The organism is Companilactobacillus sp. HBUAS56275, from assembly GCF_036913655.1.
In the GTDB taxonomy this organism is placed as follows: Bacteria; Bacillota; Bacilli; order Lactobacillales; family Lactobacillaceae; genus Companilactobacillus; species Companilactobacillus pullicola.
Genome location: NZ_JAYKKK010000002.1, coordinates 386096 through 404363 on the forward strand (window position 1 = coordinate 386096; position 18268 = coordinate 404363).

General features: G+C 36.3%; 16 protein-coding genes. 13 read left to right on the forward strand and 3 right to left on the reverse strand.

From position 1 onward, the window contains the following. Window positions 1-442: 442 nt before the first annotated feature. The 7 genes from U8526_RS05420 to U8526_RS05450 all read left to right on the forward strand — a co-directional run bounded on the left by U8526_RS05420 (window position 443) and on the right by U8526_RS05450 (window position 5959). On the forward strand, window positions 443-1549 hold the full coding sequence (locus U8526_RS05420; RefSeq protein WP_334340948.1) for a DMT family transporter: 1107 nt from the start codon (window positions 443-445) through the stop codon (window positions 1547-1549). Between the two features lie 107 nt (window positions 1550-1656). Continuing rightward, window positions 1657-2586, forward strand: coding sequence for an aldo/keto reductase (locus tag U8526_RS05425; RefSeq protein ID WP_334340949.1), 930 nt, complete (start codon window positions 1657-1659; stop codon window positions 2584-2586). Window positions 2587-2604: 18 nt separating this feature from the next. Then, complete coding sequence (locus tag U8526_RS05430; protein WP_334340950.1) at window positions 2605-3198, forward strand: NAD-dependent epimerase/dehydratase family protein; 594 nt, start codon at window positions 2605-2607, stop codon at window positions 3196-3198. A 155-nt stretch (window positions 3199-3353) separates the two neighbouring features. Further along, complete coding sequence (locus tag U8526_RS05435; protein WP_334341142.1) at window positions 3354-4229, forward strand: ABC transporter ATP-binding protein; 876 nt, start codon at window positions 3354-3356, stop codon at window positions 4227-4229. A gap of 1 nt (window position 4230) precedes the next feature. Beyond that, the gene (locus U8526_RS05440) at window positions 4231-5088 is read left to right on the forward strand and encodes an ABC transporter permease (protein WP_334340951.1); all 858 of its coding nucleotides are present in this window, start codon (window positions 4231-4233) and stop codon (window positions 5086-5088) included. A gap of 11 nt (window positions 5089-5099) precedes the next feature. Next, a complete protein-coding gene (locus U8526_RS05445) occupies window positions 5100-5558 on the forward strand; it encodes a LytTR family DNA-binding domain-containing protein (protein ID WP_334340952.1) in 459 nt (152 codons plus the stop codon). A 2-nt stretch (window positions 5559-5560) separates the two neighbouring features. Then, a complete protein-coding gene (locus U8526_RS05450; RefSeq protein WP_334340953.1) occupies window positions 5561-5959 on the forward strand; it encodes a DUF3021 domain-containing protein in 399 nt (132 codons plus the stop codon). A 653-nt stretch (window positions 5960-6612) separates the two neighbouring features. Here the strand turns inward: U8526_RS05450 and U8526_RS05455 are convergent. Together U8526_RS05455 and U8526_RS05460 are read right to left on the reverse strand one after the other, a co-directional pair. Next, entirely contained in the window at window positions 6613-7284 is a 672-nt protein-coding gene (locus tag U8526_RS05455) for an ABC transporter ATP-binding protein (protein ID WP_334341143.1), read from the reverse strand. Further along, window positions 7281-8333, reverse strand: a complete 1053-nt coding sequence (locus U8526_RS05460) for an ABC transporter permease (RefSeq protein WP_334340954.1) — start codon at window positions 8331-8333, stop codon at window positions 7281-7283. Before U8526_RS05460 ends, U8526_RS05455 begins: the two co-directional genes overlap by 4 nt. A 128-nt stretch (window positions 8334-8461) precedes the next feature. On the opposite strand from U8526_RS05460, the gene U8526_RS05465 reads away from it, so the two are divergent. Together U8526_RS05465 and U8526_RS05470 are read left to right on the forward strand one after the other, a co-directional pair. Next, the gene (locus U8526_RS05465) at window positions 8462-9016 is read left to right on the forward strand and encodes a TetR/AcrR family transcriptional regulator (RefSeq protein ID WP_334340955.1); all 555 of its coding nucleotides are present in this window, start codon (window positions 8462-8464) and stop codon (window positions 9014-9016) included. Window positions 9017-9123: 107 nt separating this feature from the next. Further along, entirely contained in the window at window positions 9124-10746 is a 1623-nt protein-coding gene (locus U8526_RS05470) for an APC family permease (RefSeq protein WP_334340956.1), read from the forward strand. 207 nt (window positions 10747-10953) lie between these two features. Here U8526_RS05470 and U8526_RS05475 read toward each other — a convergent pair whose 3' ends face one another. Next, window positions 10954-12558, reverse strand: coding sequence for an ABC transporter ATP-binding protein (locus U8526_RS05475; protein WP_334340957.1), 1605 nt, complete (start codon window positions 12556-12558; stop codon window positions 10954-10956). 322 nt (window positions 12559-12880) lie between these two features. Between U8526_RS05475 and U8526_RS05480 the strand changes: the two genes are divergently transcribed. The 4 genes from U8526_RS05480 to U8526_RS05495 all read left to right on the forward strand — a co-directional run bounded on the left by U8526_RS05480 (window position 12881) and on the right by U8526_RS05495 (window position 18267). Continuing rightward, window positions 12881-14509, forward strand: coding sequence for an APC family permease (locus U8526_RS05480; RefSeq protein WP_334340958.1), 1629 nt, complete (start codon window positions 12881-12883; stop codon window positions 14507-14509). A gap of 164 nt (window positions 14510-14673) precedes the next feature. Beyond that, entirely contained in the window at window positions 14674-16467 is a 1794-nt protein-coding gene (locus tag U8526_RS05485; protein WP_334340959.1) for a hypothetical protein, read from the forward strand. 413 nt (window positions 16468-16880) lie between these two features. Then, window positions 16881-17417: a DUF1836 domain-containing protein gene (locus U8526_RS05490; protein ID WP_334340960.1), complete on the forward strand. Its 537-nt coding sequence runs from the start codon at window positions 16881-16883 to the stop codon at window positions 17415-17417. Between the two features lies 1 nt (window position 17418). Continuing rightward, window positions 17419-18267, forward strand: a complete 849-nt coding sequence (locus tag U8526_RS05495) for a DegV family protein (protein WP_334340961.1) — start codon at window positions 17419-17421, stop codon at window positions 18265-18267. Window position 18268: the final 1 nt, after the last annotated feature.

Here is an 18268-nt window from a genome sequence, read left to right on the forward strand (position 1 = left end):
TTCTTATTTAAGTTTGGTTGTAACGAGATGCTACCAACTGAATCCTTGGCTCTATAGAAAATAAAACGATAGTCTCTATTTGTTATTTAAGACACATATATATGATTGAATACGTATGTTGTAGAAAAGATACTGGATAAATAAGCAAAGTACTCTTTAGTCCGGAACAAAAACTGGGAATGTATTCAGCTATGAAATTATTGTTATCGGCTTTGCCGATTACAATAAGGCCGACTTTAAAAATCCATTATTTTGCACGAAGTGTAAAATAATTAGTTTTAAATCGTGCCCATAGCGTTCCAATACATTCCCAGTTTTTGTGGAGGACGGGAATTTAAGCACATTCTTTTTTTAGATTGGAAACACTTTCATTCAAATAGACCCCAAAATCAGGAGTACACTTAGAATATTGACTTGCAAAATTGGGGGATGAAATTAAGTTTTGAATTTAAAGAGTTTCTTTTATATATTGATACCAACATTTCTATTCAGTTCTATGGAAATTGCCTTGAAGATCGCCGGAGGCCAATTTAATCCTATTGAATTGAATTTTGTCAGATTCTTAATTGGTGGTTTGGCATTGTTGCCTTTCACTCTGATGTACATGAGAAAGCACAGTGTTAGATTATCCAAATCTGATTTTGGACGTATCGCTCTAACTGGTTTTGTTATTGTAGTTTTGAGTATGACGTTGTATCAATTATCTATCGGGATGACCACTGCTTCTGTTATCGCTATTATGTTGAGTGCTAATCCTATCTTTGGTTTGATTATTGGTTTCGTGTTCTTAAAAGAAAAGCTATCTAGAACTAATGTCTTAGCTTTGGTTCTAACTTTGATCGGACTTTTGATCATTATTAATCCGCTACATTTAAGCGGTGCTATGGGTATCATGTTAGGATTATTGTCATCAATTCTTTTCGGTGTTTATGGTGTTATGTCACGTGTAAATGGTGGAAAAATTGGTTTAAATGGTCTTTCTATGACTTGCTTATCATTCCTATTCGGTTCAACTGAACTAGGTATCTTGATGGGTCTAAGTCATTTACCAATTGCACAAAATATTCCAAGTAACTATTCTGAATTTGTTAACATTCCTTTCTTCAAGGGAATTAGTTTACAAACATTGCCATTGATTCTATACATTTCTGTTTTGGTTACTGGTGTAGCTTTCGGATTGTACTTCCTATCAATGGAAAAGGTTGGTATTCTTCAAGCTTCATTGATCTTCCTAGTTAAACCAGCCTTGGCTCCAGTCTTGGCTTTAATCATTTTAGGTGAAGCTATGAAAGTCAATACCATCATTGGTATTGTTGTTATCTTGTTAGGTTCATTCGTTACTCTTATGGGTGAAAAGATTGCTTACAGTGTTATGGCTATTTTCAGACGTAACAACCCTGAAGCACACCAAGAAGTCGATGAATTGGCTAAAGTTAAAGAAGAACTTGAAAATGGTGAACTTGCTAAACGTGGACGTGCTACTGAAGAAGCAGTTCGTGAATCAATTGAAGAAAAACGTCAGGCACATGAGTTACCATCAGAAAATTAAAATATAAATTTATCAAAAATAAGATTACTAATTAGACGTAATCTTATTTTTTTTGGCATAATTGAGCTATTATAAAGGTAACGGTTTCAGAACAGCGAGGTGAACGTATGACTGATTTAGTAAAAATTGGTAGCACAGATGTAGTAAGCAAAAAACTTGGCTTAGGAACTAATAAAGTTGGCGGCCATAATATTTTTGCGGGTTTAAATGATGAAGACGGTTATGCGGTAGTAAAAGAAGCTATCGAAAGCGGAATTACTACTTTGGATACTGCTTATATGTATGGCTTGGGCCGTTCTGAAGAAATTATTGGCGATGTTATCCAAAATTATGATCGTCATAAATTGATTATTGCTACAAAGGCAGCACAGGATTCTAGTAATGGAACGATCAATAATAGTCCTGAGTTTTTAAAGAATGCAGTTGATGAAGCTTTAAAGAGATTAAAGACAGATTATATCGATATTTTTTATATTCATTTTCCAGATGAAAAAACACCTAAGGATCAGGCAGTTCAAGCTTTGAATGAATTGAAAAAAGCCGGCAAGATCAGAGCAATTGGTGTATCTAACTTCTCATTGGATCAGATCAAAGAGGCTAATAAAGATGGTCTCGTTGATATTGTTGAGGATAATTACAGTTTGCTGCATCGTGATGCTGAAGCAGAGTTATTCCCATATTTGAAAGAAAATAAAATTTCTTTCGTTCCGTATTTCCCACTAGCGTCGGGCTTATTGACTGGGAAATACAGATTCGGCGATAGTAATAAGTTCAATCAATACAGTCGTGAAAGATTTGGTGATATCATCACTTCATTGGAAATCGTAGAAAAGATTGCCGATAGATATGAAGCGACAGTTGCTCAAACAATTTTAGCTTGGTATATGCAAAATCCTAACATTTCAATCGTGATTCCAGGTGCAAGAAAACCGGAACAAATCGAGCAAAATGTTAAGTCATTAGATATTAAATTAAGCGATAGAGACTATCATACAATTGACGAAACTTTTAAAGATGTCGAATCAACTTTTGACTAATTGAAAGAGGGATAAATTATGACTAAAAAAGCAGTTATTTTAGGAGCAAACGGATTCGTGGGCGGCGAATTTGCCCAACAATTATTGGAAGATGATTATACAGTTACAAGTATTTCTAGAACTGGTGAACCGGTAGGTAATGATGCTTGGCACCGTAAGGTCGACTGGAAGATTGGAAATGCTCTATCAAAGGGATTCTGGACACAATATTTGAAAGATGCCGACGTAGTAATCGATACAATTGGCGAATGGCGTGAAGACCCTAATGAAAATCTTACTTTTGAAAAAGTTAATTATGAGAGTGCTGTAAATATTGCCAACGCGGCAGAAGAGAACAAGGTTCCGGTATTTGTTTACTTCTCAGTTGATGACATTCCTAACGCCAATAAGAGATATATTCAAACAAAACGTGACGCTGAAGAAGATATCAAGAAACGTAGTTTCAGACACGTTATTTTAAGACCAGCTACAATGGTTAGTGACGATGATGCAGTTGATAGTGATGCGCCACACAGAAGCTTACCTGTCAGCATGGTTGTTCTAGCAGCTTTAGATGCTGTTGATAATGCCAAAGAGAGTGTTACTTTAGGTATTGAAGATATTGACCAATAAATTAGAACCACAAAACAGGCAAATCAAAATGGTTTGCCTGTTTTTTGTGTTCAAAAATAAACACCTTAACAGTCAATTATGACCACTTATCGACAAATTAAACCACAAGAAAAATTTTCTGGTTATAATGACCTCACTTAATTAAGGAGGTCGAAATCATGTTCTTACAAGTTCAAAATCTTACTAAAAAATTCAACCATAAGACAGTTGTTAATAATATTAATTTATCAATCAAAAAGGGTGACTTAGTAGCTTTTTTAGGACCAAATGGAGCGGGGAAATCAACTACGATCAATATGTTGATTGGCATTATTCAGGCAACTCAGGGACAAATTTCTTTAGATGGATTCACCCCTCAGGATAAACAGTACCATCAAAGGATTGGTGTTGTTTTTCAAAAGAGTATTCTGGATGATGATTTAACAGTCAAGCAGAATTTAACGATTCGTCAGGGTTTATATCAACATTTAAATCGTAATTTAAATTATTGGATTGAAAAGTTTTCTCTACAAAAGATTATTAATCAAAAATACAAAACCCTATCCGGTGGTCAAAAGCGCCGCGTAGATATTGTCAGAGCTTTATTGCATGAACCAGAGGTCTTGTTTTTAGATGAACCAACGACGGGATTGGACATTCAGACACGAGAATTGATTTGGGGAGTGCTTAATGAATTACGCCAAGAAATGAATTTGACCATAGTTTTGACAACTCATTATTTGGAAGAAGCCGAGGAAGCTGATTTTGTCTACGTTATTGATCACGGAAAAATTATTGCTTCAGATACCGTGGAAAATTTGCAAGCTAGATTTGCCCAAAATTGCTTAACGATGCAAGTTAAATCCGCAGATGTTCAGTTGCCAAGCGGTTATCAATTTCAATGGGAGGGAGATAAGGTTTCTGTATTTGTTTCGACAACGGACTGTTTAAAAATTTTAAATCAGTTGGCGGACCAGATAGTTACCTTTGATTATCGACGGGGCAATATGGATGATATCTTTTTGAATTTAACGGGAAGGGAAGTTGAATAAAATGAAAAGTTTAATTGAACGTAATCTAAGATTGTTTTTCTCTAGCAAAAGTAAGATATTCTTTTCGCTGTTAGGAGCATTGATTTCATTTGTACTGTACTTAGTATTTTTAAGACAAAGCATGGAACAGAGTTGGTCTGCCATTAAAGAGTCACAGAAAATACTGGATTACTGGTTAATTGGCGGAACTTTGACGGTTACCGCAATAACTACTACCGGCGGGGCAATGACCAATTTAGTCAGTGATCGTGAAAGCAATCGATTGGCTGATTTAGTTTTGACCGATACATCCTATACAAAAATCACGTTGTCGTATCTATTGAGTGCCTGGATAATTGGATTTATTATGCAAGTTTTCATGTATGCTATTATGCAGATCTACTTTATGATTCAGGACCAGATAATTTTTGATGGAATAATTTTCTTAAAACTATTGGGATTAATGATCTTAAGCAGTTTATTGTGGTCGGCGATTAACCTTTTGATCTTTACCTTTGTGAAGACTGCCGATACTTTTGGGAAAATTAATACCATTATTGGTACTGCGGCCGGCTTCTTTGCAGGAGTTTATTTCCCCATCGGGGCGATGCCTGACTTTGCAAAATCTCTGATTAAATTAACACCAGCTCCATATAACGCCGCAATGTATCGTCAGATAATAATGGGTAAAGCACTAAACAATTCACTGAAAGGATTACCTGTGGATAAAATTTTAGATTTCAAAAAAACTATGGGAGTCGTCATTGGCAAAGGATTTTCCACAGAAACATTGAATATGGGGATAACTTTTATAATCGTATTGGCCTTTATTCTGGGATTTTACCGATATAATAGGAGCATAGTTCTAAATAAAATCTGACGGGGAAACTCATGAAAATAGAGATTAATTATCAACAGAAAGATGATATGCCAACCGACAAAGCCAAAGTAATCGTTGAAGCACGGAGCTTTTCTGATGATGTGCAGAGTTTATTGAAGACAATCGAAAAGTTGGATAGTCACACTGATGTTGTGCCGTTAGCGGTAGATGATCGTGTAGTGATGATTCAATTGGATGAGATTATTGCGATTGAAGTATACAAAAATGAATTAACCGTTTATACACAGACTAAGGTGCATAAATTAAAGGGAAAGTTAAAAGAAATATATCAGCGCCTGAATAATGGTGACTTCATTCAGATTTCTAAAAGTGCACTGATAAATTTGAATCATTTGAGCTCGTTGGAAGCATCGTTTTCAGGTAACATGCTGGCATTTATGGATAATGATGAGAAATTAACCGTTAGTCGCAAGTACTTGCCACAATTAAAAGAAAGTTTGGGGATGTAAGGATGCTTAGAAAACTTTTTCGTCATGGTCTGATTGGAATTCTGATTGGATCATTAACTTATTTAGCAATTCTCGTTATTCAAGGCACTACCACAGTTACGCCTCAAAATATTATTAGCATTTGGCTGATGAGTCTCTTTATTGGATGGATATCGATGATATTCGAATACGATTGGAATTTTTGGCTAGAAATAGCGATTCATTTTGTGGTGACATTAACGTTAGTAATATCGATGACTGCCTACAATGGCTGGCTTGATAATTTATCCAAGCATAGTTGGGTTAATCTGTTTAGATTCGTTATTATCTACCTCTTTATCTGGTTAGGAATATATCTCAATCAAATGATTGATGCTAAAAGATTAACTAGGTTAGTAAAAATGCGTAATAAAAAATCTTAAGCGTAATGATTTAAGTTGTTACTCGAATTTGGTTGTAGCGTTAATAATAACTGATATAGTTGAAATATGCCGTTGTCCGCAAAAAATCTGTGGGCCGCTGGAACGTGGTGGACACGACTTAGAGCTAATAATTCCGCACTTCGTGCGCAATCATGGATCTCTAAGCTCGGTCTTATACTAACCTTGCTGCGCAAGCTAAGTATAATCTCACCACTGAGAGCCCACAGATTTTTTACTACCGACTAGATTCCTAGTTCTAATATTATCGGAAAAAAATACAGCAATTAGATATCATCTAACCTCACATGGTAAAAATAGCAACTTTTAAATTCTAAACTAAAAACAGACCCATTAAGTATTTCAAGACATGCAAATATGTCTGAATCTCTTAATAGAGTCTGTTTTTTAATATTTAAATTTTACAATAACTGATAAATAGAACCGGATTTAGTCCGGAGCAAAAATTGGGAATGCGTTCAGCTATGAGATTATTGTTATCGGCTTTGCCGATTACAATAAGGCCGACTTCGGAGATCCATTATTTTGCACGAAGTGTAAAATGATTAGCTCCGAATCGCGCCCATAGCGTTCCAACAGCATTCCCAATTTTTGTGGAGGACGGCAGTTTTACACCACAACATGTTTGAGAAGAACTATTTAGTTACTTTCTTCAATTTACCATCCTCAATTTGCCAAAGCGTATCGACTAAATCGAGAACACGTTCATCGTGCGTTACCATTACGGCAGCCTTGTTTTGTTCATGAACGGTTTCTTGAATAATTTGGACCACTTCACGGCCACGTTTTGAATCTAAACTGGCTGTTGGTTCGTCGGCTAAGATTAAATCTGGTTCATTGATAAAAGCTCTAGCAATAGCGACACGTTGTTTTTCCCCACCGGATAGAACGTTAGGATAGCTGTCTAAACGATTGCCGAGGCCTAACTTTTCCAAAATGGCGATGGCGTCAGCGGGTTTCTTTTTGGAAATTTTTTGAATAAATTGCAGTTGTTCAGAAATTTTTAGATATGGAATCAAATCAGAGTTTTGAAAGATAAAGCCGATTTCATTTAACCTAATTTGTGTTTGTTTCTTCTTAGAAAAATTACTGATATCTTGATTATTCAGTAGAACGGTTCCGGAACTAGGTGAAAGCAGAGCCCCCATAATTGTGAGTAAAGTACTTTTACCAGCACCACTGGGTCCCATGATAGCCGCAAATTCACCTTTTTCTACTTGAAAAGAGATATCTTTTAACACTTCATTGATATTTTGTCCGTCAGGATAATTCTTTATAATATTTTTCAATTCTAGAACTGACATTATTTGTTACCTCCAATAGCGGTGATAGGGTCAATTTTGACAACTTTGATGAGCGACAAGAGAGCACTCAGAATGGCGATGGCGAGAAATAGTAGCCCAGTACCTAATAGTGTCGTTAAACTGAGACTGAACGGCATTGAAGCCGGCATCTGTAGTTTTATCAGATAAGTTACTAAGAATGAGACGAGGATAGCACCAGCCGACAATAGTCCCATTTCTGTAAGAACGTGTCTAACTAAGTAAGAAGTAGTAGTTCCCAAGGCTTTGAGTGTTCCGAAATCGCTGATTTTTTGTAGGTTGATGATATAGAAGAAAACCGCGAGAACAAATAGTGAAATGAGATATAGGAAGCCAATCATCAGGTAAAGGGAGCTTTGTTCAGCTGAGTAACCGGGAATATTGTTGATCAATGTTTGTTTGCTGATGACTTGGTAGCCGGATCTCTTAGTTAGATTCTCCTTGAGTGCGACAGCGTTGAAACTTTGAGAATCGGGAAGAATATTTTGCGCCTGTTTGTTGTTCAAGTAAATGACAGGAGAGTGAGAATAGGATTCGTTACTAGTGAAACCAGCGATTTTAAAAGTTTTGCCACTGTTGGAATCTTTGAAGTTATCACCGACTTTGTATCCGTCAGCTTCTAACTTACGACTGACATAGACTTGATTGCCGGTCATATTTTTAACAGTGTTAGGAGCGAGAAAACTGTTCTTATCAATTACAAAATAAGCAATATCGGTTTTCTTACTGGCATTATTTTGTCTTTGGATCGTCATTTGCGCAATACTTAGTTTTGTAGCGGCGTTATGATATTTATTTTGAAATTTTTGCCAATCTTGGTTAGTTAATTTAGATCGATTTAATCGAGCTTGTGAGCCTTTTTGTAGAATGAAGGTTTCGGCGGGAGTCTCTTTAATGGCAGAACCACTGTCGTTGGCTAGGCCATTGGCTAATCCTGTGATAAAGAGCACGAGGAAAACAATCAAAAAGATGATCAATCCTAACGCACCGAATTTCCATTTATCGTGTCTGAGTTCTTTTAAAGTTAAATACATGATATGTACCTCCTTGACTAATGGCTATATAATATTAAGAAGATGCTTTGTGAACAATAAACAAAGTTATTAATTTCGTGTCTTAATACACGAAAACAACAAAGTTGTGCAGTAAAGGAGGGGACAAATTGAACGAAAATGATCGTCGAACTAGACGAACACAGAAATCGATCCGTGATAATTTTATTGATTTGATGTCAGTCATGCCAATTGAAGAAATAACGATTCAAAAACTCACAGACAAGGCTGATATTAATCGTCGTACTTTTTATCTTCACTATGAAGATATTTACGATCTACTCCACAAGACCGAAGATTTTGTCATGAACCGATTTGGTGAAATACTGAAGGATTTTGAACCTCCCAATGAAGAGCGTGATATAGGGCCTAAATTCTTTAAGGTCGTCATGTCTTACATTGAAGACAATCAGAAAATGATTGGTGTCTTATGCCGCAACCCTGATTCAGAATTGATGCAAAAATTGATTCAGTTGACAGTTACCAATGGTGAACAAATAATTCCTTTTTCAAATCAAGAGGAAGCCGAATATATTTTGAATTACTGCTGTTGGGGAATGGTAGGAGTATTGCACACGGCGATGCGTAAAAAAGATTTTGATATCACTCAGTTGTCGAATTTGGCAGATAAATTATTAATGTCGACGATTGAAATTGATAAATAATAAATAATTTAATTAAAGAAAACGTTTTTAGGCTCTATGTATATAAATTGAAAAGTGTAAAATATAAAATTGTGCTTAATATGTATATAAATTTATAGGAGCTTATTATGGAAGATTTAGAACCAAAAAAGAACTATATAAGCTGGCCTATTCTTGCCTTAATGGATTTCGTTACCGTAATCGGTTTTGATGACTTAACTTATAACTTCCAAAACCAAGGTATGGGTGTTATCACTTCTTGGGTTATCATGCTATTTCTATATGTTATTCCATATTCATTAATGGTTGGTCAATTGGGATCAGTTTTCAATCATGAAGGTGGGGGACTTACTTCATGGGTTCGTGGTACAAGTGGCGAATTTCTAGGTTACTTTACTGCGTGGACTTACTGGGCAGCTTCAATTCCTTATGTTGTTGATACTGCTAATTCAATCGTTGTTGGACTCGGATGGGCCTACAACGGTAATGCCAAGATGCAAAGCCAAATGTCAAACGGCTGGTTCGCATTTTGGACATTAGTAACTTTTATTGTCTTTATTTTTGTACAATCTCGTTTCAAACGCTCACTCGAAGTTTTGAGTACTATTGGTGGTATCGCCATGTTTGGAATGACTGTATTGTTTGTGTTAATGACTTTTGCCGGACTTGCTGCTGGTGGTCATATTGCAACACAACCAATGAATCTGCATACAATCGTACCTAAGCTCGATTTGCATTATCTAACAACTATTGGTTTGTTGATTTATGCGGTTAATGGTGCGGAACTTATTGCACCTTTCGTTACAAAGATGCGTCATCCTAAGCGTGAATTCCCTAAAGCTATGATCATGTTAGCCGTTATGACGGCCTTCTTGACTATCTTTGGTTCATTCTCATTGGGTGTGTTCTTTGATGGATTTAACTTGCCAAATGACTTGAAGATGAACGGTTCTTACTACGCCTTCCAAGCATTGGGTAAACAATATCACATGGGTAATACTTTGATGTACATCTTTGCTTGGACCGAAGTATTCTACCTAGCAGCCTTGTTAGCCGTTCTATTGGACGCTATGACAAGAATGTTGATTTCTGACACGGGTGCTAAGTACATGCCTAAGGTCTTACGTAAAACTAATTCCAACGGTCTACCAGTTAATGGTTACTTACTAACTTGTGGTTTGAGTGCTTTCATTATGTTACTAGGTATTTTCTTACCAAGTATGAATGATATCTTCAACTGGCTATTAAACTTGAACGGAATTATTTCACCAGGTGTTACTTGCTGGATCTTCTTTGCTTTCATCAAGATCAGACAAGACAGTCAAAAATTCCCTTCAGACTATGTCTATATTAAAAATGATAAATTAGCTCTAGCTGTTGGTTGGTGGTGCTTGATCATCACAGCCGTAGCTACGATCTTTGGTATCGGACCTCAAGATGTTAAGTTTGCCTCACCAACATGGTGGTACGAATTAGTAATTAACTTCGTTGCTATTATCGTCTTGATCGGTTTAGGTGTCGTCTTGCCATACGTAACACGTCGTGAGGGTAGAAGTACAACTGGTTCGGCCTTTACACGTCTACAATGGACAGGAATCCTAGCAGCTTTGTTCCTAACAATCGTTGGTGACTTGGCTCTAGGTGGTTCTAATTACGAACATAATATCGTTTCAATCGTGCTTATCAGTATAATCGGAATTGCTCTGGTTATTGCATTCGGTTGGAAAGAATATAATCTGAAAGAATCATAATAAGGATTACGGATTAAGTTTGGTTAGAGGAAAAATGGATTTAAAATTCCGCCTTCCGCATTTTCAATTTTTACTCCAGACTAGTAAACATTTCTACTTATTATCTTCTTTCTAAATTTTTAAGATAAAAATAAACGGTTTCTGTTTAGATAAACGTATTTATACGTTTCTAACCAGAAGCCGTTTTTCATTTTTGAATAAATGATATTAGATTAATTCAATATGTTTATTAAATTTTTTTAGAACAGTTTGATCAATGCTGTGAGTTATTACAAATAAGGTCAGTTTAGTGTTGCTGGTCAAAATGTTCATAACTTGTTCCGCATTCTTTTTGTCCAAGGCTGAGGTACCTTCATCGACAATTAGAATCGGCTGTTGACGGATAAAAAATCGAGCTAGAGAGACCCTTTGGAGTTCACCACCAGAGAGAACGTCACTATCATTACCGATTATTGTATCTAAACCTTGAGTTAAAGAATTTACCTTTTGATCTAGTTGGGCTGATTTAATAGCAGTTATTGCTTGATCCTTGCTGAAATCTGGATTGTGCAAGGTGATATTGTTGAGAATCGTGTCGTTAAAAATGTGATAGTGTTGCGGTTGCAATCCGATGATATTGAGGAAGGCATTTTTTGAAAAATCTGTGTAGTCGTGATTATTGAGTTTTAAAGAGCCTTGATAATTGGAAAGATGACCAGTTAGAAGATTGATAAGAGTAGTTTTACCACTACCACTAGGGCCGGTAATTAAAACTTTATCGCCAATATTAACCGAGAAATCGGGATAATGAATAGATTCACCATTTTGATATTTATATGATAAATTTTTAGCCTCAATGGATTTGAAGTTATTTAATTCCAATTGATCGACGTTAATATCTTTTTTATCGGTTGGCTTAATTGCGGTGACAATTTTATCACGTAGGGAAGTTCCCGACTGTAACATGATAATACTGTCAGTGGCGACGGAAACAGCGCCAAACATTTGAAAGGCAAAGTTACCAGCACTAACAACGACACCAAGTGAAACAATATTTTTAATAGCCAAAATACCGGCTAGGGCTATCACCGCAGCTTGAGAGGCCACATTGATGTAGGCTTCAAATTGGGAAACATTTTGTTGAGCCTTTTTTTGTTCGATGTAGGAATTCTCCAAATTATTAAAAGCGGGACGTGTTTGATTCCATATCTGGGTTAATGCCTTATTCCAAAATAAATCTTGATAACCTTTGAACCAATCATTTAGAGTGTGTAACAATTGGTCGTTGTTGTTAGAAATATTTTTAGTGGTTCGTTGAAGTCTCTGCCCCATCAATTTAGGTAATAACATTAAAGCAACCGTCATTATGACTGACAGTAAAAAGAGGGACCAGTGTAAAGTGATTAGAGCAACAGATGAAAAGACAACACTGAAAACACAGTTAAACAGTTTGAAGAAACCTTTTAGGTATTGTTGGTCGAACAATAAAATATCGTTAGTTAGAAGGTTGATGGACTTATCAGGATTGATAGTGCCATTCATGGCTAGCCGTTCCTGCTTTTGAATATAAATTTTTCTAATGTGATGGTTTTCATTTTGAATCAGCTTTTCTTCCAACACATTGGAGAAATAACCAGCAATCGAACAAACTAAATAAGATACCAGCATCCCTAAAATCAGTAGAATAAACAAACTAAGTTTTTTATCAGTAATGGCATTGATGGCATAAATCAGAATTAGATTGGCGAAGGTTGTTAAGGCGCTTGTAGCAACTGCCAAAATTAAAGTCAATAAGGTTAGTAGTTTATGTCGATTGATGAGATCTTTGATCATAATTTTTCTCCCAAATTAAACATCTTTAATTACATTGATAATACTCTAATGACTGTTGAAGGAAATGTTTTTGATTGGGGAAAATTTTGTATATCCAGCTGATGGCTTTTATGGTAGAATATTTCGAGTTGCTAACTTTCCAAATTGTACACAAAATAGGCAACAGTTACTGTTGCGGTCATGTCGGGGAAGTAAGCGCTTAAATTTTTTTATATTTTTGAATCATTTTTTAATTTATTTCGCAAAAAATATTGTATATTTTAAGTAGCCGTTTGGTGAGTAAATTAAGAAAGTATGATTTATTTTCACTGAGGAAAACGCCATGACAGATTTGGGAACAAAGAAGAAGTATATCAGCTGGCCAGTGCTAGCTTTAATGGATTTTGTAACTGTGGTTGGATTCGACGATCTAACCTACAATTTCCAAAATCAAGGGATGGGCGTAATTACGTCCTGGATCATTATGATTCTACTGTATGTTATTCCATATTCATTGATGGTAGGCCAGCTGGGTTCGACCTTTGATGATGACGGTGGTGGATTAACATCGTGGGTCAGAGAGACTAGTGGAGAATTTTTAGGATATTTTGCAGCCTGGACGTATTGGGCCGCTTCGATTCCTTATGTCGTTGATACAGCTAATACGATTGCTGTAGCTATGGGCTGGGTCGTTAACGGTAGTGATAGAATGCAGACACAGATGTCGAACAGTCATTTTGCACTATTTACATTATTGATTTTTATTTTCTTCATTATCATTCAATCAAGATTTGAACGTTCGTTGGAAGTACTGAGTACAATTGGCGGAATTGCCATGTTCGGTATGACTGTTTTATTCGTAATAATGACCGTTACTGCTTTAATGATGGGAGGCCACATTGCGACTAAACCATTAACATTCCATACAATTGTGCCATCGTTCAATCTACATTATCTAACGACTCTAGGATTCTTGATCTTTGCTATTAATGGAGCCGAAAGAATTGCGCCATTCGTTACAAAGATGCGTAATCCTAATAAAGATTTTCCTAAGGCTATGATTATGCTGTCAGTAATGACTGGCTTTTTGACAATCTTTGGATCATTCTCTTTGGGAGTGTTCTTTAACGCTTATCATCTACCAGACGACTTGAAGATCAATGGATCATATTATGCCTTCCAAGCTCTAGGAAATAAATTTCATATGGGTAATACGTTAATGTACTTATTTGCCTTCACCGAAATTTTCTACCTAGCAGCCTTATTGGCAGTCCTATTGAATGCGATGACTAGAATGTTGATTTCTGACACTGGTAATAAATACATGCCAGAATTCTTGAGAAAAACTAACTCAGCTGGATTGCCTATTAATGGTTACCTACTAACAGTTGGTTTGAGTGCTTTTATCATGTTCTTAGGCATCTTGTTACCAAACATGAAAGATATTTTCAATTGGTTATTAAATCTGAACGGAATCATTTCACCAGGAGTCACTTGTTGGATCTTCTGGTCCTTCATCAAAGTTAGAATGAGGAATGATATCTATTCGTCAGGATATGTTTATATTAAGAATAAAACCATGTCATTGATCGTTGGCTGGTGGTGCCTAGGATTGACAGGAGTAGCTACAATCGCTGCTGTAGGTCCACAAGACGTTGCTTTCGGATCATCAATGTGGTGGTATGAATTAGTTATTAATTTTGTTGCTATCTTTGTATTGATTGGCTTAGGTTTTGTATTGCCATACATAACTAAGCGTGAAAAGAGAAGTCAAACCGGAACAGCCTTTACTAGAACTCAAAGAATTGGTATTTGGGTCACAGTTTTAGGAACTCTCTTGGGAGACTTGTATCTTGGAGATACCAACTTCAGTAGAAACGTTGGTTATATCGTCTTATTGACAGCGATTGGCATTATTATGACCGTTGCTTTTGGTAGACGTGAATATAATTTGAAGGAAAGTCTTGAGTGATTTAAATTCTTGCTCCAGACTAAATCCAAATACTAAATGAAAACAGCCTCTATTAAGAGATTCAAGCATGTCTTGAATTTCTAATGGGGCTGTTATTTTTTTACAATCCGATATGGTCCCAAATCAAAATATGATATTCTATGACTACTAGGGAGGGGATTATTATGTTTTATGATTTTTTGATTTTGACGCTGAAATTTGGAATACTATCGTTCTTGCCAATGATTTTAGCGATAGTTTTTGATAAGAAACATACAGCTTTTTATGTTGGCTTACAGTTAATCATTTTTTTGATCCAATATCTATATGTGTTTATATTCTTACCAGGAGCTTATTTGTATAATATAATTTTTTACAATCTTATTAATCTATTACTATGTACAATTATCTTTGGATTACTATTCTTAATCTTTAGTCCAAATAAGGTTAGTGTCAGAAGTGCGCATGGTGGATCGACGGTAAATCTTAAATATATTGCTAAACCAGGGTTCGGTATTATTTTGGCCTTAGTTATTGTGGTTGCACTGGGTACTATCGTCAATATGGGACCTTTTGCAAAAGCAATTGCTAAGACAACAAACGTCCAACAGTCGCAACAAGTAAAAGATGCACCGATGCCGGTAATCAGCTCCAGCAAGAAGGAAGTTCCGGTTGTTAATTCGAACAAGACTGTCAGCAGTCAGTTGCAAAATTCTCTTTCCAACGTAAAAAACTCAAACGTTTATAGCTTGAATCATTTAAGAGTTCAGTTTTATCATGGAAAATTAGTTTACATTGCACCACTAGACTTTGAAGGGGATTTCTTTAGGTATGTACACTATAAGAAAGTACCTGGATATTTTATTGTCGACGCAACTTCAAAGAATTCTCATCCCAAATTTGTAAAAAAAGATATGGCTTATACACCGTCAGCGTATTTCGGACATGACGTTAACAGACGTATTTATTCAGCAATTAAAGGTTCTAACTTAGTGCTGACAGGCGGGGATGCTCAACTAGAAATCGATGAAAAAGGTAAACCATACTATGTAAAAACACTTTACAAAACGTATGGAATCACTAGATCGCCTAACTATAAAAAAACTTGGTTAGGTATGGTTGACGCAGAAACGGGAAAAACACGAATCATTGAACAAAAGAATGCACCTAAATGGTTAGATGTAACATTTGATCCCGGCATTGCCTCAAGCAAAGTTGAATCCTTTAGCAGCGACAGAAATGGTTGGTGGAATGCTCATGGAATCGGCGGTTCAAGAACCGGAGTTATGGAAGCCGTTGATGATGTGGGAACAGAAGGAGTAAATAAAGAATTTACACCGATTTCCTATAAAGGTCAGGTATATTATTTTGCTTCAATGACAAGTAAGAATAAGAAACAAACCTCAGTATTAGGCTACATTTATGTTAATGCTAGAAATGGTAAAACGTATTTCTATCGTGAAAAAGAAGATGCGATGACACCAAATAGAGCCAAGAGCCTCGCTGAAAATAGAATGAAACAGACCCAATGGAAAGCAAGTATGCCGCTACTTTATAGAATTGACGGCAAACCAACCTGGATCGTTTCAATGATAGATTCAAATGGTGCCTTCATGTCGTATGTTTATCTTTTAGCAAATGGTAACGGAACTCAAAGCAGCGTTTCCGTAGGCAACGATGCTAAAACCACTTTGACAAAATATCGTGCATTAGTTTCCAACGGACTGACCACAGCCAGTTCGTCCGATACAAGCGTTGAAAAGACATTTAGTGGAACCGTCAAACGAGCAGTTATTGATGGCGACAATATCATTTTCTTATTGACCAATAGCGATAAAGTTTTCTATGCTTCAAGTAAGAATGATTCTAAAAATATCTTTGTGAGAGACGGAGACAATGTGAAATTCTCAGGGTCAGTATCAGGAAATACAGTTAATATCTCATCGTCAGTAACAATCAGTGGATTGGATGATAAGTAAAAGGATTGTGGCAAAAAAGAATCATTGAGTACTAAAGAAACGTTCGTGTTTACCTATATAAGGTGATACGGACGTTTTTTGATATGGAAAATAAAGCATTAAGATATTTATTCCAAGTGAACAATCGAATTACTATTTAGTCTGGAACAACAAGAAAATTAGCTCAGCCATGAGGTTTACCTTAGCAATTTATTGCTTAGGTAAAGGCCGAGCTTGAAGATCCATGAATTTGCACAAAGTGCAAATTTATTAGCTTCCAGGCCGCCCTGCGTTCCAGCCAAATTTTCTTGTTGCGGAGGACGGCAATAGAACACTAACTTTACCCACTCATCTATCTAGTTTTGATTACTAGATTGCATAGTTTTAATAATTATGATAAATTATATTGGTAATTACAAAAGGAGTGCGTGTTCATGGATGAGTTACAAGAATGGTTAGATAAACTAGAAAATTATCGATTACCAAGGTTTGAGGATCTACCCGAATTGGACCTGTATCGAGATCAACTACTAACATTAGTTGATAAGTACATTGGACCAATTTGGTTAGAAGAAGGACCAGTTGTAACAACATCGATGGTCAATAATTACGTCAAAAATGGCCTATTGCCACACCCCGTCAAGAAACGTTATACACGCGAACACTTGGCATATTTGATTGCAATAACTTTTTTGAAACAAGTAGTGTCGATCAATGAAATTCAATCAGGTTTGGAAGTTCAAACTAATTTGAATGGGGGCATTGCCAAAGCCTTTGATTTTTTCTGTGATAAACAAGAATTAGCCTTAAAAATGCTAAATCACCGTGAAGAGGGGCAAATCCTCTCAGAAAAGAATCAGTCCTCAGCCTATTTAATGGTTGAAATGGCAACAATGGCTTTCGCAACGAAATTAATTACTAAAAAAATATTAATGATTGAATGTAATAATCAAGACGAAAAGAGCGAATAAAATGGAAAAGATTGCTGTATTGGTAGATTCTTGTTGTGATTTACCGAAAGAATACCGTGACAAAAATGGCGTTTATGAGTTACCAATGCAAATCGCATATCATGATAAGACTTATCTTGATCGTGTCGACATTTCCGCCGAAGAAGTTTATCAAGGCCTCTCAGTTGAAATCCCAAAGACTTCATTGCCTTCAGGTGAATCAATTCAAAAGACCTTAGACCAGATTGCTGAAGATGGTTACACACACATTATCTCTATATCCGTGTCATCGGGATTGAGTGGAACCTTTAACTTTTTGAAAGTCTTTTTAGATGATGATGACCGTTTTACGGCTAAGTATTTTGATACAAAGCAAGTTGCTATAGCTTCAGGATTAATCGCTGTCGGAGCTAAGAACCTAATTGATGAGGGCAAGAGTTTTGATGAAGTGGGCGCTCAAGTAGAAACTATGATCAAACACGCTGTCGTTTACTTCTGTATTCCCACACTAACTTATTTAAGAGCGGGTGGTAGAATCAGTGCTGCCGCTTCAGTCGTTGGAGGGATGTTGAAACTAGCACCAATCATCAGTTGTAAGGAAGATGGTTCTTACACAATTGCCGCTAAGGCTCGAGGTATGAAAAAGGGTCAAAAGATGATGTTAGATTTTGCTCAGAAATTTATTGAGGAAGACGACAACTATCTTATCGGTATCGGTCATGGAGCTGACGAAGTCGGTGGCAAGAAGATGTTAGACTTGTTGCACGACAATGGCATCCAAGGAAAACAAGAATTTACAGAACAAGTTGGACCAGCCTTAGGAGTACACACAGGTCCTGGTTTGATTGGCGTTGCAGTAGTTAAAATATAAA

Coding starts and splice junctions, on each gene's coding strand:
- U8526_RS05470 (WP_334340956.1), top strand. CDS start 9,124: ATGGAAGATTTAGAACCAAAAAAGAACTATATAAGCTGGCCTATTCTT.
- U8526_RS05480 (WP_334340958.1), top strand. CDS start 12,881: ATGACAGATTTGGGAACAAAGAAGAAGTATATCAGCTGGCCAGTGCTA.
- U8526_RS05495 (WP_334340961.1), top strand. CDS start 17,419: ATGGAAAAGATTGCTGTATTGGTAGATTCTTGTTGTGATTTACCGAAA.
- U8526_RS05450 (WP_334340953.1), top strand. CDS start 5,561: ATGCTTAGAAAACTTTTTCGTCATGGTCTGATTGGAATTCTGATTGGA.
- U8526_RS05440 (WP_334340951.1), top strand. CDS start 4,231: ATGAAAAGTTTAATTGAACGTAATCTAAGATTGTTTTTCTCTAGCAAA.
- U8526_RS05430 (WP_334340950.1), top strand. CDS start 2,605: ATGACTAAAAAAGCAGTTATTTTAGGAGCAAACGGATTCGTGGGCGGC.
- U8526_RS05490 (WP_334340960.1), top strand. CDS start 16,881: ATGGATGAGTTACAAGAATGGTTAGATAAACTAGAAAATTATCGATTA.
- U8526_RS05425 (WP_334340949.1), top strand. CDS start 1,657: ATGACTGATTTAGTAAAAATTGGTAGCACAGATGTAGTAAGCAAAAAA.
- U8526_RS05485 (WP_334340959.1), top strand. CDS start 14,674: ATGTTTTATGATTTTTTGATTTTGACGCTGAAATTTGGAATACTATCG.
- U8526_RS05475 (WP_334340957.1), bottom strand. CDS start 12,558: ATGATCAAAGATCTCATCAATCGACATAAACTACTAACCTTATTGACT.
- U8526_RS05445 (WP_334340952.1), top strand. CDS start 5,100: ATGAAAATAGAGATTAATTATCAACAGAAAGATGATATGCCAACCGAC.
- U8526_RS05460 (WP_334340954.1), bottom strand. CDS start 8,333: ATGTATTTAACTTTAAAAGAACTCAGACACGATAAATGGAAATTCGGT.